We start from the raw sequence: 15,450 nt of genomic DNA on the forward strand, positions 1-15,450 counted from the left end.
TAGTGAATCTAGGTGTCGTCTTACTACTTGTAAAACACAATACTTGCTTGTAATAAGTTTATTTTCTAGATTATCATTCACACAAATAAATACAAAATGGATTATGCGCATGATTGTTTGTACTTTTTACATAGAGATTACACCGTGGTGAAACATCTTGCAAGCTTATTTCTTGGCGTTGCGTAATTTTCCACTATAATCATTGAACGTTGTGATAGAGCGTATACTTTTAATACATGCTCAAATGAATATTAATGCTGATTATAGTTTACTGCATAGATAGCTGATTTTTATTTTCGCATAAATATCTCATAAAATGATTAAATATGCAAATATTCTTTAAAATAATAATTATAATCGTTTTTGTCATCTCGCACACCTTGAGTAGTAGAAACTTCTTTCCATTTCGACCAATCTACCTCTGGAAAATACGTATCTCCTGCAAAATCATGATCGATGTCTGTAACTAACAAACGATCTGCATGATCCAAAAACTGCTTATAAATTGTAGAGCCACCGATAACCATTAATTCCTGCTCTGGATCTGCAAGCTGGATCGCTTCCTCTACTGAATATACAACTTCAGCATCATTAGCTTGAAAATCATGACTTCGTGTCAGGATAATATTACGACGATTGGGTAGCGGCTTACCACCAAATGATTCCCATGTTTTGCGTCCCATTATTACTGTTTTGTGCTGAGTCTGTTGTTTGAAATAAGCCATATCGCGGGGCAATCGCCAGGGTAAGTCATTATTTTTGCCAATGACTCCGTTGCTTGCTTGCGCCCATATCATTGTAATCGTCATTCCAATTACGACCTCCATATGTCCAAAATATACGTTAAGACAGGTTTATACTGTATCATATCATCAAAACCTGTCATTGGCATCACATTATTATCCAAATCCCGAACCTTTTATAACCTTACATACTCAATCATTTGCCAAAAAGCAATATATAAAATATTTTATAGATAGTCATTCATAAATTTAATCATTACCTATCTTTTAGTTGAGCTGTTTCGTTCTTTTTGCTGATCTACTTCGTTTTTTATTGATGTAGTAATTTAATTCTAATCTACTGGGTGCACAGACTTGAGAGTAATACATATAGCGCTTCTCAAAGTTATTTTACTATACAAAAAAACTCTTACTTCTTTTTCTTGTTACAGAAAAGATGTTAAGAGTTCTTTGTAAAACAACAGAATAGGCTATTTTATTATACCGAAATAGGTGCTTTGATTCCTGGATGATACTCATAATTTTCAAAAACAAAATCATCAAAATGATAATCAAAAATCGAATCCGGTTTGCGAGCCAGACGAAGCTGAGGCAATGGATACGGTTCTCTGGTTAACTGTAATTTCGCTTGCTCCATATGGTTAGCATAGATATGAACATCTCCACCCGTCCATACCAGATCGCCCACTTCCAGATCGCATTGCTGTGCAACCATATGAGTGAGAAGTGCATACGAAGCCAGATTAAATGGCAATCCTAAGAAAGTATCTACCGATCGCATCTGGAACATGCAAGACAATTTGCCGTTGGCTACATAAAATTGGAAAGCATAATGACAAGGTGGCAAAGCCATCGCATCTACTTCTGCTGCATTCCAAGCATTTACAATATGACGACGTGAGTCTGGATTATTTTTAATACTTTCGATTACCGATGTAATCTGGTCAATCACTTCTCCACCGGGCCCGCGCCATGTTCTCCACTGTGCTCCATACACACGTCCTAGATTTCCTTCTTCATCTGCCCATTCATCCCAGATCGTAACGCCATTATCTTGCAAATATTTAATATTCGTACTCCCACTAAGAAACCATAACAATTCATGTATAATCGAACGAGTATGTAACCTCTTCGTTGTTAGTAAAGGAAAACCTTTTTGCAAATCAATACGCATTTGTCTACCAAAAACAGATGTCGTTCCGGTTCCAGTACGATCTGATTTTTCTGCACCATGATCCAAAATATCTTGTAATAGCTCTAAATATACTTTCATAATTCACCTCATCATAAGACTTCGCTAAACGTTCAATATGAGATATACCTATATCTGTATCTATCTAGCTTCTTATTATGATAGTAAAAATCAGATCAAGATACAACTCTTAGGTATTGATAAAATAGATAATAATTATATTCAATCCTAAAATAGATGTATGAAAACATAACGCTGAACAGCGAAGTACGGTTTTATACATTTCAATATCATGCTAAAAGCTACATAGTACTCTAAAAAGGTTCTAAAAAACACAAACACCCATCTGTATAAAACAGATGGGCGAACGTTTAGACGTTAATAGATATTAACGAGTTTCACGATGGATCGTGTATTTTTTTAGACGTGGGCAATATTTTTTCAACTCAAGACGTTCTGGATGATTTCTTTTGTTCTTGGTTGTAGTATAATTACGGTCGCCAGTCTCTGTGCATGCCATAGTTACGATAACGCGCATGTGAATTCACCTCACTTCACTAATTAATAGACAAAAATATTCAACTATACTAATGTACCCTAATTGTGAAAAATGTTCAACTTCAATTTTCAGAAAAACACCATATTCATTAAAGGATAGGTTAAATCTTTTCTCAATCTGTTCACTACCGAACAGATATGATGTCCAACAGCCTTTTCTATTATATCATAGATTGTTGTATATTTACATTGAATACGCTTGATTTTTTGAAAAGAAATGTACAACATAGGATATGAATTCACCTGCAATTATCAACCAAACAAATGTGTTACAGCTTCATTCACATGATCCTCTTCCGATGTTACCCAGGGTAACGGATTATTCAGTGTGGACCAATCTAGCTCCATCTCCTGATCGGTTAACAGGCACTGATCTAGTTCAGACTCCATTTTCAATTGATCCAATTCTATGCCGATAAAAACGACCTCTGTCATACGATCTCCCCACTGCTGATCCCATTGTTCCAATAGTTCTGGTTCTTCTGCTAAAATCTGCTGTCGTTCAACTTCAGGTAATGCTGCTACCCAATGGCCAGCAGGACCAAATTGAATTGATGTGCCTGCTTGTCCTAATGTAGCTGCTACATCTTCGCCTGTAGCTAACCAGACTAATCCTTTAGCTCGTATAATCGATTCAGGCCATTCTTCCATAAAATCGTACAATCGCTGTGGTGCAAAAGGACGTCTACGTCGATATACAAAAGAATGAATACCGTATTCTTCAGTTTCAGGAGTATGATGATCCTTTTGTAACTCTTGCATCCATCCTGCGGAAGTAGAAGCTTTCTCCATATCGAATAAATGAGTATTTAAAATTTCTTTAGGATCAATTTGACCTTTGGTAGTACGGATAATACGTGCACTTGGTTGAAGTTTATGAATAACCGCTTCTAATTTATTTAATTCTGATTCACTAACAAGATCGCATTTATTCAAAATAACTACATCACAAGTCTCAATCTGATCGATCAATAAATCGACCACATCCCGAGTATCATCCTCACCTACGGCTTCTCCTCGCTCTAGAAGTGTTTCGCCAGACTCATAATCATGCCAGAACCGATTACTATCTACAACAGTCACTAGACAATCCAGACGTGTAATAGTAGTTAAATCAAATGCTAGTGAGTCATCTGCATAACTAAATGTCTGAGCAACAGGAATAGGTTCACTAATCCCAGACGACTCTATCAGGATATAATCAAATCGACCTTCTTCTGCTAACTGCTTTACTTCTAATAAAAGATCGTCTCGTAATGTACAACAAATACATCCATTCGAAATTTCTACTAGCTTTTCTTCTGTTCGAGATAATGTACTTCCTGATTTGATTAAACCTGCATCAATATTCACTTCACTCATATCATTGACGATCACAGCTACTTTTAATCCATCACGGTTATTAAGTACATAATTAAGAACCGTTGTTTTGCCTGAACCTAAATAACCACTAAGTACGGTCACTGGAATTTTCGCTTGTTGATTGATTACCATAATATTGTCCCCCATCACACTTTTAATCGTAATAATTACTATTAAAAGATTATACACCTATTGATAGCATGATTGTCAATTATTTTGTGGAAGATTCTTATTTTATGTATTTATAAAAAACAGCAAAAAGCCGTCAGAAATGTATTCTGACGGCTTTGAGTAACAACTTATGCTATATACAGTGATGTAGATAAGAGTACGATGATATATAACATAACTGTTTATTTATTATTTTTTGCGTGGAGCGATAACATGGATAGGGTGACCCATAACCAATTCAGCCGCTTCCATTACGATTTCACCCAATGTTGGATGCGCATGGATAGTCAATGCCAAATCTTCAAGAGTTGCGCCCATTTCGATAGCAAGACCCATTTCAGCGATCATGTTAGAAGCTTCCAAACCTACGATTTGAGAACCAAGAACAAGACCTGTTTCTTCGTCTGCTACGATTTTCACGAAACCTTCTGTGTTATTCAAAGAAGTTGCGCGACCGTTACCTGCATAAGGGAATTTACCAGCAGATACTTTGTATCCTTTTTCTTTTGCTTCTGTCTCTGTGTAACCAACACTAGAGCATTCTGGATCTGTAAATACAACAGCCGGAACACATTTGTAATCAATTACAGAAGATTCACCAGCAATAACTTCAGCTACTACTTTAGCTTCGTAAGAAGCTTTGTGAGCTAGAGCAGGACCAGCAACGATATCACCGATAGCGAAGATGTGAGGAATGTTTGTGCGTCCTTGGTGATCAATTTTGATCAAACCACGATCGTCCAATTCCATCTCAATTAGATCAAGACCCAACTCACCATCAGTGTTAGGACGACGACCAACTGTTACTAGCAAGTATTCTGCTGTAACTTCTTTAGCTTCGCCACCAACGCTGAATTTAACAGTTACATCTTTATCTGTTTGCTCTGCGCTTTCCGCTTTCGCGTTCGTGAAGATTTCCATACCGGATTTCTTCATGTTTTTAGCAACAAGGCTAGTCATATCTTTATCGAATCCTGGCAATACTGTATCCAGACCTTCGATGATTGTAATTTTAGTACCGAATTTAGCATACATTTGGCTAAGCTCAGCGCCGATGTAACCACCGCCGATAACAACCATGCTTTTCGGAATTTCAGGTAAATTCAATGCTTCTGTAGAAGAAAGAATACGTCCACCAAATGGGAATGCTTTAAGTTCGATTGGACGAGAACCTGTTGCAATAATACAGTTTTTGAAACGGTAACGAGGAGATTCATGATCGTTGAATACACGTGCTTCATTTTGGTTAATGAACATGCATTCGCCTTGGAATACTTCTACTTTGTTACCTTTCAACAATCCAGCTACACCAGAAGTCATTTTTTTAACAACGCCTGATTTGAATTCTTGAGTTTTGGAGAAATCCACTTTTACATTTTCAGCTGTAATACCGAAAGCTTCGCCATGTTGTGCAGCTTCGAATTGGTGAGCTGCAGAGATTAGCGCTTTAGAAGGAATACAACCACGGTTCAAACAGACGCCGCCTAGTTCGGATTTATCTACGATCAAAACTTTTTGACCCAATTGAGCCGCACGAATTGCAGCTACATATCCACCAGGTCCTGCACCAATAACTAAAGTATCAATATCGAGTGAAGCATCGCCTACTACCATTGATTACACCTCCATAACCAGCAACTCGGGATTAGCGAGAAGTGATTTGATAAAGTTCATAAAGTTCTGTGCTGTTGCACCATCGATAATACGGTGGTCAAAGCTTAGGGATAGAGCCATTACAGGTGCTGCTACGATTTCGCCATTTTTAACAACAGCTTTTTCGCTGATACGTCCAGTTCCCAAGATCGCAACTTCTGGGAAGTTGATGATTGGAGTAAAGAACATACCGCCAGCAGAACCGATGTTAGAGATAGAAATTGTGCTTCCACGCATTTCATTAGCAGACAATTTACCTTCGCGACCACGTACAGCCAAATCATTGATTGTGCTTGCGATCATGAAGATGCTCTTACGATCTGCATCTTTAACAACAGGAACGATTAGACCGTTATCTGTGTCTGTAGCAATACCTACATCATAATGTTTTTTGTAAACAATTTCGTTAGAAGCTTCGTCGATAGAAGCGTTCAATGCTGGGAATTCACGAGTAGCAGCAACAAGTGCTTTTACGATGAATGGCAAGTATGTTACTTTGATGCCTTTTTTCTCAGCAAGTGGTTTCATACGCGTACGGAAAGCTACCAATTCTGTAACGTCTACTTCGTCCATAATCGTTACGTGTGGAGCTGTGTATGCAGATTTAACCATAGCGTTAGAGATCGCTTTACGAATACCTTTGAATGGTACGCGCTCTTCGTCTCCACCTGTTGCGATAGCTGTAGGAGCTGCCGCTGGTGCTACTGGAGAAGATGTTTTTTCTTCTGCTGCTACTTCTGTAGTTTGAGAAGAAACTTGTCCTCCACCTTGTTTGAAAGATTCTACATCTTCACGTGTAATTTTACCGTTGTTACCAGTGCCGCTAACTTGTGCTAGATCAACACCTTGCTCACGAGCAAATTTACGAACGCTTGGAGTAGCTAGAACATCTTTGTTAGGAGCTGCTGGTGTAGAAGCATTTGTTTCTTTACCTTCTTTTGCATCAGCAGGGCTGTCAGCAGCAGGAGATGAAGTTGTATCTACTCCGCCTTGAACAGATTCTTGTTCTTGACCGCTCTTTTGTTCTGGAGCTGTTTCTTCTTCGTCTTGATCTGGAATGTCACCTTCAGCTTCGATAATTGCTACCGTTTCGCCTACATGACAAATTTGACCGTCTTTCGTCAATACTTCAAGTACTGTTCCATCAACTGGACAAGGTACTTCAACTACTGCTTTATCATTTTGTACTTCCATGATGATGCTATCGTCTGTTACTTTATCACCTGGTTTGATATGCATTTTGATGATTTCGCCTTCATGCAAACCTTCACCAAGCTCTGGAAATTTATAAATAAATTTTGCCACTTGCAAAACCTCCCTATTTAGATTGCTGAACAATTGATTCCACTCCTATCATTCAGCAATATCTCTTTACCTAATCTATTTAGTGCATATTTCAAAGCCAAAAGGCGTCCGCAAAATTATATTCTTCGATTTAACGAGTATCCAAAGGACGATCATCAAACTGAATGAATATGCTCATGTACCCGCCTTTTGACAATAAAAACTATTTTAGAATTGAACTACTTTTTTGACTGCATCAATAACACGTTTAGGTGATGGCAACCAAGAATCTTCAATTTGTGCAAATGGATAAACAGTATCCGGTCCTGCTACACGCAGTACTGGAGCTTCCAAGTGCAAGATTGCTTTTTCATTGATTTGTGCAATAACTTCTGCCGCTACGCCAGCACTTTTTTGTGCTTCTTGAACAACGATTGCACGATTTGTTTTTTGGATAGAAGCTACGATTGTATCAATATCAATCGGGCTTACTGTACGAAGGTCAATAATTTCTGCTTTGATTCCTTCTTCAGCCAATTGATCAGCCGCTTTAGTTGCTGTGTGAACCATCATGCCGTAAGCGATGATTGTTACATCAGAACCTTCACGTACTACGTTTGCTTTACCCAATTCTACTGTATAAGCTTCTTCAGGTACTTCTGCACGGAATGCATGGTACAAGTTCAAATGCTCCATAAAGAATACAGGATCGTTATCACGGATAGATGCGATCATAAGTCCTTTAGCATCGTAAGGGTTAGAAGGGATAACCACTTTGATACCTGGAGTTTGTGTAAGCAAGCCTTCTAGAGAATCAGTATGCAATTCTGCCGCTTTTACACCGCCACCGAAAGGTGTACGGAAAACGATTGGAGAATTGTATTTGCCACCAGAACGGTAACGCATACGAGCTGCTTGAACAACCATTTGGTCAAGTGCCTCAAAAATAAAACCTACGAATTGGATTTCAGCAACAGGACGGAATCCTTGGATACCCAAACCTACTGCCAAACCACCGATAGCTGACTCAGCAAGAGGTGTATCAAATACACGATCTTCACCAAATTCTGCTTGCAGACCTTCTGTTGCGCGGAATACGCCACCAACATGACCTACGTCTTCTCCGAAAAGGATCACATTAGGATCATTTTTCAATTCAACGCGAAGCGCATCACGAATCGCTTCTTTCATATTCATTTGTGCCATTTGCTTCATTTCCTCCTTAAACATTTCACTGTTCATGTTCACGCATCAAGGATCTAGATTAACGCTCTATTTTTAGAAACCTCTTATTCGAAATCAGCTTTTTGCTCTTCCAAGTGTTGAGGTGTTTGTTCAAACATGCTATCAATCAAGCCAGAAACAGTCATTTTCTCTGTTTTCTCTGCTTTTTTGATTTCTTCGTTTACTTTAGCTTTAGCTTCTTCTCTTACGCGCTCTGTATCTTCATCAGTCCAGAGACCTTTTTCAGCCAAGTATTTAGCAAGACGAGCGATAGGATCTTTTTCACTCCAGATACCTTCTTCGTCTTTAGTACGATATTTACTCGTATCATCAGACATGGAGTGAGGACGGAAACGGTAAGTAACAGCTTCGATCAATGTAGCACCTTCACCATTACGTCCACGTTCAGCAGCATCTTGGACCGCTTTGATAACAGCAAGAACGTCCATACCGTCTACTTTTACGCCTTTGATACCTGCTGCAACCGCTTTATGAGCGATCGACAATGCAGCTGTTTGTTTTGCGAAAGGAGTTGTAATTGCATAACCGTTATTTTGTACAAAGAAAATAACAGGCAATTTGTATACACCAGCATAGTTAAGACCTTCATAGAAGTCACCTTCAGAAGAACCACCATCACCTGTGTAAGCAATAACAACTTGTTTTTGTTTTTTCAATTTGTAAGCCATAGCAATACCCATTGCATGCAAAATTTGTGCACCAATGATGATTTGCGGCATTAAAACGTTAACGCCATCAGGAATTTGTCCACCGTGTTGATGTCCACGAGAGTACAAGAATGCTTGATAAAGTGGCAATCCGTGCCATACCAACTGAGGAATATCACGATAACCCGGGCATACGAAATCTTCTTTTTGCAAAGCGAATTCGCTACCAACCATTGTAGCTTCTTGACCAGATACTGGTGCATAGAAACCAAGACGACCTTGACGACCTAAGTTAACTGCACGATCATCCCAACTACGTGTGAAGACCATACGATACATAATTTCTTTCAATTGATCATCGTTAAGATCAGGTAGTAAATCTTTGTTGACGATTTTGCCTTCAGGAGAAAGAACGGAAAGAGCTTCCACGTCCTCCGTATAAACTTCATAAGGAACCTTGCTCATTTTATTCACCTCAATAAAAAATTTGAATATCATGTCCCGCTGTTATAGAATTATTATACACCTGTTCTACTCCATTCGTCAAAACATACATTGAAATTTAGTAGATATGTGTATTATTGTATGTATAACAGCAGGTTAATATTTGTATAACAGTTTTGCGATCTCTGTATTCAAAGACTTTACGACCGCACGAAACAATCTTAACGCATTGTGATACGCAATGCAAAAAATATTCCCGAAAAAGGTGATCACTGTGACAGATTCCCGTTATCTTAAAAGAACAATACTGAAAGAACAAATCGAAAGCAGCCATCTTGGTGAAAGTCGTACATTACGGATTTACTTGCCGCCAGGCTATAATGAAGTATTAAGTTATCCTGTAGTATATTGTCAGGACGGTGAAGAATTTTTCAACTTTGGTCGAATTGCTACGTATGCCAACCAATTAATTTTAGATGAAAATATCGAGCCTTTTATTATCGTAGGTGTAGAAGTAAATACGAAGATTAGAACGCAAGAATATGCTCCATTTGGCGATCGCTTCGAAAAATACACCGCTTGTTTTGCTGAAGAAATCATTCCATATATCGAGCAAAAATATCCTGTGCGACGCACTCCAGATCAACGAATTCTAGCTGGCGATTCACTTGGCGGCAGCGTTTCGATCCATCTGTCCCTGTTATATCCTGAACTGTTTCAGCAGGTGATTAGTCTATCCGGTGCTTATTATCAACAAAGTCAGGATATTATCGCACAAGCTCAAAATCTTACAGATTTGAATGTATACATGATTGTCGGTCTGCAAGAAACAGATTTTGAGAGCGATACAGGTATTTACGATTTTGTACAATTAAACCGCGACACTCGTGATCTTTTGCAAGCACGTGGAGCAACTGTACAATATAGTGAAAAAGATGGTAAACATTTGTGGGGCTTCTGGCAAAAAGAACTTCCTGCTGCATTAAAATACTTTTTACCTGAAATCTAAAATTTGTAGTTCTTTAAGTACTTACAGTAGAAATCGAACTTTCAAACGGCTTATATTGATGTTCGCGCTTTCATAAGCAAAAAAATCTATAACTCGTTTGATTGCTCGTCTTTTCTATTGTATCTGTGTGATAGAAAGTTATGCAACTACAATTTCAATATATCTTTTTTTATTTATACCAAATTCACATATAAACGATACAACAGATCTCTAGTATGAGATGAAACGAGGGCTGATTCATGTTGATGAAGCGTGCTATTATTTTCTCGGGTGGTCAATTACATCCTGACTTTTTGCAACAAATTCAAGAAGACGATTTGATTATTGGTGCTGATCGTGGAGCACTATTTTTAATTGAACATGGTATTCATCCCCATGTGGCTGTAGGAGACTTCGATTCACTGACCGATCGTGAACATGATCTGGAAAATATCAAAGCTAACAGTGATCAATTGATTGTCTATGATTCGGTTGAAAAAGATTGGTCTGATACCGAAGCTGCTTTTGAAATAGCGATGGAACGTCATATTCGTGATATTTTAATTTTAGGGGCATTAGGTACACGATTTGATCATACGTTGGCAAATGTACAACTTCTTGTGCGCGCAGTTCAACATCAGGTGAGTTGCAGCATTATGGATATGAATAATTATATTTCCCTTACCAGTACACAAGCCGTTATTGAAAATCGTGGTTTCCCTTATATTTCTTTATTGCCTATTACATCTGAAGTGACCGGCATTAATCTTACCGGATTTCAATATCCATTAGAGCAAGCTACTCTACGGATGGGTCAATCCCGTGGTATTAGTAATCATCTAATCAACGAAGAAGGTACAGTCAGTATCGAAGGCGGTCTATTGTTAATTATTCAGAGTAGAGATTAATTGTTATATCGTTTCTGCAGTATAGTTCTCTACTCTATTGAATAAGTAACTACAATTGAATCGATTTGTTTAACTCTTTTATGCACTTTGCTACTTTTATTTACTTTGCTATATTTGTTTGATCCTTTTATTTTGCTACATATGTAAAAATAAATCATCACTAAAAAGCAACAAAATCAAAAATCCATCGACCAGAGAGCATTGCTGGTTCGATGGATTTTTTGTGTAATGAGCATTCGTAATGAGAATTAATGAAGCAAGTAGAATCTTCCGTATCTAATAACAAGAACAAAATAAGAAGTAATACACGCTTATCCCTTATGTTGATCAACTATACATAGATTCTTACTCTATACTCTTTCATTCCTAAAAATTATATTTTGTCATGATGATCTAGAATATTTTGTACAAACTCTGTTTTGGCTTGAGTGTATGCTTCTCGATCATCTTTGTTGTCTATCGCTAAATGTTGCTTTAATTGCCCGTATTGCTCTGCCCATTCTGGATGTGCGATCAATCGATCCCGAAACAGAAGTTGATTTTGCCATTGCTGACCTTGTTGCAATACGATATGCAAATGAGCTGCCCGCTTATCATTGATCACTTTGACAAAAAATCGGCGATGCTGTTTACCATCTAATTCAGGCGGAACGTAATGCCAATTTTCTTTTTCCAATATAGGAATAATAGCTGGTAATTGATCAAATGAATCTGTGATTGCCATCATATCTATAATAGGTTTGGCAGGAAGATTAGGTATCGCTGTACTACCAAAATGTTCAATATGTTGTATATCCACAGGAGATAGTAACTGCGTTAATTCATTTGTATAGAATTTGCCCTGCTCTATCCATTGTGGATCAGGTGGTGCAATCTCTACTGATTCTGTTGCCCAGATCGGCCATGTCGATTCATTCTCAATATTAGTCATCCTATTCCCTCCTTTTCAACCAAAATAACGATGATATAAAGTGCGTGCTTCTGCTATATCTTTTGTACCATGTATCATAACACGACCATCACGGAAAATAACAAAACGCTGTTCATTTGGCATCGTCATAGATACTAAAAAAGGAGTAACACTCACTTGATTTTCTTCAAGCCTAGCTAAGCGTTGAGCGGTCTGCTCTAGATCTATTATCATTTTTTGTGCTGGACGAATCTGTACCGTATCTCTACCGCATAGTACTTCTGTTTTACTTTGACCCGCTTGAGTGAGATGGGGATACGTAGGTTGGCTACCACAAGAAGGACAATTTGGCTTGCGTGCACTATTCATTTTGATAGAGACCTGTTCATTATTCCATAAGTCAAATGATAACAATGTACCACGTAATTGATCTGTATTACCACTAAGAATCTTAATGGCTTCTGTACACTGATGAGCTACAACCATCTGAACAGCAGGAGGAATAATACCTGAAGTATCACAAGTATCTCCTCCAAGTGGTGCAGATTCCATTAAGCATTGTAGACAAGGTGTCACTCCGGGAATAATCGTAAATGTAATGCCGTAGCTTCCTACACAACCACCATATATCCAGGGAATATTATATTTTTGCGAAATATCATTAATCATTAATCGAGTCTCAAAATTATCTGTCGCATCCATGATCAGATCTACCCCTTTGGCTAGATCATTCATTTCATCAGCCGTTACGTCTGCAATATGTGCTTCAATAGTTACGTCAGAATTAATCTGTTGTAGACGACGTTGAGCAGCGATAGCTTTGGGCATACGATCTTGAGCATCTTGTTCTGTAAACAGTTGTTGCCTTTGCAAATTACTCCATTCTACATAATCGCGATCTGCAATAATTACTTTGCCTACTCCTGCACGAACCAGTGTCTCTGCAGAGCTAGAACCCAAAGCTCCAGCTCCTACAATAAGCACAGTGGCTTCTGTCAAATGTTGCTGACCTTTTTGACCTAAAGGAGTAAATCGCACTTGTCTGGAGTACCGATTATGTTGTTCTGGTTGTTGATGGTTATTGGTATTATTCACCTTCAAGTCGTGATCATCCCTTCTGCTGGACTGCTCGCCACAGCATACTCACGTACAGGAATCATGCCTGCTTCCCTTCCTAATCGTCCTGCTTCTACACCTAGCTTCATAGCTGTTGCCATTTTGACAGGATCCGTTGCGCCAGAGACAGCACTATTAAGAAGTACCGCATCGGCTCCAAGTTCCATCGCATACGCAGCATCTTTCGGTGAGCGTATACCGGCATCGACAATCACAGGTACAGTCGCTTGATCAATAATCCATTGCAACGCCGAAGGATTAAGTATTCCTTTACCGGAACCGATCGGAGAAGCTCCAGGCATAATTGCATGTACACCAAGTTGCTGTAAGCGTTTGGCTAACATATAATCATCAGAGATATACGGCAGAACAATAAATCCTTCTGCTAGCAAGACTTCACAAGCTTTGACGGTCTCCAAAGGATCAGGTAAAAGCAACGTATCATCTCCGATAACTTCTACTTTTATCATATCACATAATCCAGAAGCTTTTGCCAGACGTGCTATCCGAATAGCTTCTTCCGCTGTTTTGGCTCCTGCGGTATTAGGCAATAGTTTATATTTTTTGAGATCTAACATTTCTAGAAAATTCGGTTCATTCACTTGCTCTAGATTCAATCGTCTTACTGCAAATGTTAGCACTTCTGTGCCTGATGCTTCTACCGCCTGATTCTGAATCTGCAAATCTGTAAACTTCCCTGTGCCTAGTAACAGTCTCGATGTAAATGTATGTGTACCTATCGTTAACAAATCAGCCACCTCCTACAAAATGTACAATCTCTAATATATCTTTTTCTGCCAGTGTAATATGCGGATGTTCTTCTTTTTGCAAAATTTGTTGATTATGTTCTACAATCACTGTTTTGTGACCTAATGATAAAGATTCTAGCAATTTGGATACCGTGTTGTATTCAGGTTCTACATATTTTCGATGACCATTGATAATTAATTCCATGTAGACACTCCTTTGGCTGTAGATCGAGATTTCGATGATAAAGATTTCGATTTTTGCAAAGCTCGTTCTGGTGAAAAGCAATCAGGAATATGCGCTGTATCATTATTTATTAATGCCTCTGCCATCCATTTGGCTGTGCCAGCAGCTAACAACATCCCATTTCGATAATGCCCTGAAGCTGTCCATAATCCAGCAAGCGGTTGAATCCTTCCTAAATAAGGTAATTCATCCGGTGTTCCAGGACGTATCCCTGACCAACAACGTTCAAACGTAGCTGATCCTATCGCAGGCAGAAATTGTTCTGCTCCCGACAATAACTGAGCAATCGCAGAAAGATCTACTGTTGTATCTGTACGTTCTGGTTTACTGGTAGCTCCAATCCAGATGCGATGATTACTTTTGGGAATGATATAAATGCCTTCTCCATAAATTGTATGTCCAAGATATTGAGAAGAAGTACTGACTTCGATGAGTTCTCCTTTGACCGGTACCAAAGGTAAACTATACTGCTCTGTTGCTAGCAATTGTTGTGTACTCAAGCCTGTTGTTAATACTACTTGTTCAGCGTAGATTTCTCCTTGATTAGTGATTACACCTGTAATATGATTTTTACCTTGCGAATGCAGTAAACGGTATACTTCTGTCTCAGGATAAAAATCGACATGATGCTGAATCGCTGCTTGAACAAGCGCTTGATTAAACAAAGCTGGAATTAATTGCGGTTCATCTGGATTGTAGATCATTCCAGAAGGAGCATAAATATGTGGCTCAACTTGTGCTAGATATGATGGGCTCCACCACTCTTTGCGATCTACTTTTGAATCGTTATGTGTAGAAGCAGAAGTATGACCTTTATTTGGTAAAGGAAATAAATTTTCATCAAATGTCTTGTCATATCTTTGATCTGCTTGAAGTGGTTCTTTATGTCTTAACTGTAATTCTAGCTTGGTCAGTGGTAGCAAAAATCCTTCTGTTCGCAGTTCAATATCAATTCCTGTTTTCTCCAATAGATCAGTCGCAAGCTTGCTATATAGCGATTGACTGTATAATGCCAACTGGTACAATTCTGGATGAGCAAAATGTTCAGAATGAGCGGCTAACATCCCTCCTGCTGCACCTGATGCGCCAGAAGCTGGTTGATTTTTTTCAAGCAAAGCTACTTTGACTCCTTGCTGTGCCAGTTCATAAGCAATAGCAGCACCGATCACTCCAGCACCTACAACGATTACGTCATAATGATTAGCTTTGAGATTAGATAGATGAACCATAAGCCGA

Annotated in this window: 15 protein-coding genes; 2 read left to right on the top strand and 13 right to left on the bottom strand. The window is 38.6% G+C overall.

What is annotated here, in order from left to right:
* Positions 1-320: 320 nt before the first annotated feature.
* The 8 genes from PQ456_RS12760 to pdhA form a co-directional block, all read right to left on the bottom strand.
* The gene (locus tag PQ456_RS12760) at positions 321-809 is read right to left on the bottom strand and encodes a dihydrofolate reductase (protein WP_273612625.1); all 489 of its coding nucleotides are present in this window, start codon (positions 807-809) and stop codon (positions 321-323) included.
* Between the two features lie 412 nt (positions 810-1,221).
* Entirely contained in the window at positions 1,222-2,016 is a 795-nt protein-coding gene (gene thyA, locus PQ456_RS12765) for a thymidylate synthase (RefSeq protein ID WP_273612626.1), read from the bottom strand.
* A gap of 307 nt (positions 2,017-2,323) precedes the next feature.
* The gene (gene rpmG, locus PQ456_RS12770) at positions 2,324-2,473 is read right to left on the bottom strand and encodes a 50S ribosomal protein L33 (protein WP_083243303.1); all 150 of its coding nucleotides are present in this window, start codon (positions 2,471-2,473) and stop codon (positions 2,324-2,326) included.
* 272 nt (positions 2,474-2,745) lie between these two features.
* Positions 2,746-3,987: a GTP-binding protein gene (locus PQ456_RS12775; RefSeq protein ID WP_273612627.1), complete on the bottom strand. Its 1,242-nt coding sequence runs from the start codon at positions 3,985-3,987 to the stop codon at positions 2,746-2,748.
* Between the two features lie 228 nt (positions 3,988-4,215).
* A complete protein-coding gene (lpdA, locus tag PQ456_RS12780) occupies positions 4,216-5,640 on the bottom strand; it encodes a dihydrolipoyl dehydrogenase (RefSeq protein WP_273612628.1) in 1,425 nt (474 codons plus the stop codon).
* Between the two features lie 3 nt (positions 5,641-5,643).
* Positions 5,644-6,984 (bottom strand): dihydrolipoamide acetyltransferase family protein, encoded by a 1,341-nt coding sequence (locus PQ456_RS12785; protein ID WP_273612629.1) that lies wholly within the window; start codon positions 6,982-6,984, stop codon positions 5,644-5,646.
* Positions 6,985-7,191: 207 nt separating this feature from the next.
* Positions 7,192-8,169, bottom strand: a complete 978-nt coding sequence (locus PQ456_RS12790; RefSeq protein WP_273612630.1) for an alpha-ketoacid dehydrogenase subunit beta — start codon at positions 8,167-8,169, stop codon at positions 7,192-7,194.
* Between the two features lie 83 nt (positions 8,170-8,252).
* Positions 8,253-9,320, bottom strand: a complete 1,068-nt coding sequence (pdhA, locus tag PQ456_RS12795; protein ID WP_069325966.1) for a pyruvate dehydrogenase (acetyl-transferring) E1 component subunit alpha — start codon at positions 9,318-9,320, stop codon at positions 8,253-8,255.
* Positions 9,321-9,573: 253 nt separating this feature from the next.
* On the opposite strand from pdhA, the gene PQ456_RS12800 reads away from it, so the two are divergent.
* Together PQ456_RS12800 and PQ456_RS12805 are read left to right on the top strand one after the other, a co-directional pair.
* A complete protein-coding gene (locus tag PQ456_RS12800; protein ID WP_273612631.1) occupies positions 9,574-10,308 on the top strand; it encodes an alpha/beta hydrolase in 735 nt (244 codons plus the stop codon).
* A 239-nt stretch (positions 10,309-10,547) separates the two neighbouring features.
* Positions 10,548-11,195 (top strand): thiamine diphosphokinase, encoded by a 648-nt coding sequence (locus PQ456_RS12805; protein ID WP_273612632.1) that lies wholly within the window; start codon positions 10,548-10,550, stop codon positions 11,193-11,195.
* A 373-nt stretch (positions 11,196-11,568) separates the two neighbouring features.
* On the opposite strand, the gene PQ456_RS12810 is transcribed toward PQ456_RS12805, so the two are convergent.
* From PQ456_RS12810 to PQ456_RS12830, 5 genes are read right to left on the bottom strand one after another with little or no spacing between them, the layout of a single operon-like run.
* Complete coding sequence (locus PQ456_RS12810) at positions 11,569-12,126, bottom strand: GrpB family protein (RefSeq protein WP_273612633.1); 558 nt, start codon at positions 12,124-12,126, stop codon at positions 11,569-11,571.
* A gap of 15 nt (positions 12,127-12,141) precedes the next feature.
* Positions 12,142-13,200, bottom strand: a complete 1,059-nt coding sequence (locus PQ456_RS12815; RefSeq protein ID WP_273616317.1) for a MoeB/ThiF family adenylyltransferase — start codon at positions 13,198-13,200, stop codon at positions 12,142-12,144.
* A 2-nt stretch (positions 13,201-13,202) separates the two neighbouring features.
* On the bottom strand, positions 13,203-13,970 hold the full coding sequence (locus PQ456_RS12820; RefSeq protein ID WP_273612634.1) for a thiazole synthase: 768 nt from the start codon (positions 13,968-13,970) through the stop codon (positions 13,203-13,205).
* A 1-nt stretch (position 13,971) separates the two neighbouring features.
* Complete coding sequence (gene thiS, locus PQ456_RS12825) at positions 13,972-14,175, bottom strand: sulfur carrier protein ThiS (protein ID WP_273612635.1); 204 nt, start codon at positions 14,173-14,175, stop codon at positions 13,972-13,974.
* On the bottom strand, positions 14,166-15,443 hold the full coding sequence (locus PQ456_RS12830; protein WP_273612636.1) for an NAD(P)/FAD-dependent oxidoreductase: 1,278 nt from the start codon (positions 15,441-15,443) through the stop codon (positions 14,166-14,168). Before PQ456_RS12830 ends, thiS begins: the two co-directional genes overlap by 10 nt.
* Between the last annotated feature and the right edge of the window lie 7 nt (positions 15,444-15,450).

It is taken from the genome of Paenibacillus kyungheensis, from assembly GCF_028606985.1.
In the GTDB taxonomy this organism is placed as follows: Bacteria; Bacillota; Bacilli; order Paenibacillales; family Paenibacillaceae; genus Saccharibacillus; species Saccharibacillus kyungheensis.

Coding starts and splice junctions, on each gene's coding strand:
- PQ456_RS12760 (WP_273612625.1), bottom strand. CDS start 809: ATGACGATTACAATGATATGGGCGCAAGCAAGCAACGGAGTCATTGGC.
- thyA (WP_273612626.1), bottom strand. CDS start 2,016: ATGAAAGTATATTTAGAGCTATTACAAGATATTTTGGATCATGGTGCA.
- rpmG (WP_083243303.1), bottom strand. CDS start 2,473: ATGCGCGTTATCGTAACTATGGCATGCACAGAGACTGGCGACCGTAAT.
- PQ456_RS12775 (WP_273612627.1), bottom strand. CDS start 3,987: ATGGTAATCAATCAACAAGCGAAAATTCCAGTGACCGTACTTAGTGGT.
- lpdA (WP_273612628.1), bottom strand. CDS start 5,640: ATGGTAGTAGGCGATGCTTCACTCGATATTGATACTTTAGTTATTGGT.
- PQ456_RS12790 (WP_273612630.1), bottom strand. CDS start 8,169: ATGGCACAAATGAATATGAAAGAAGCGATTCGTGATGCGCTTCGCGTT.
- pdhA (WP_069325966.1), bottom strand. CDS start 9,320: ATGAGCAAGGTTCCTTATGAAGTTTATACGGAGGACGTGGAAGCTCTT.
- PQ456_RS12805 (WP_273612632.1), top strand. CDS start 10,548: ATGTTGATGAAGCGTGCTATTATTTTCTCGGGTGGTCAATTACATCCT.
- PQ456_RS12810 (WP_273612633.1), bottom strand. CDS start 12,126: ATGACTAATATTGAGAATGAATCGACATGGCCGATCTGGGCAACAGAA.
- thiS (WP_273612635.1), bottom strand. CDS start 14,175: ATGGAATTAATTATCAATGGTCATCGAAAATATGTAGAACCTGAATAC.
- PQ456_RS12830 (WP_273612636.1), bottom strand. CDS start 15,443: ATGGTTCATCTATCTAATCTCAAAGCTAATCATTATGACGTAATCGTT.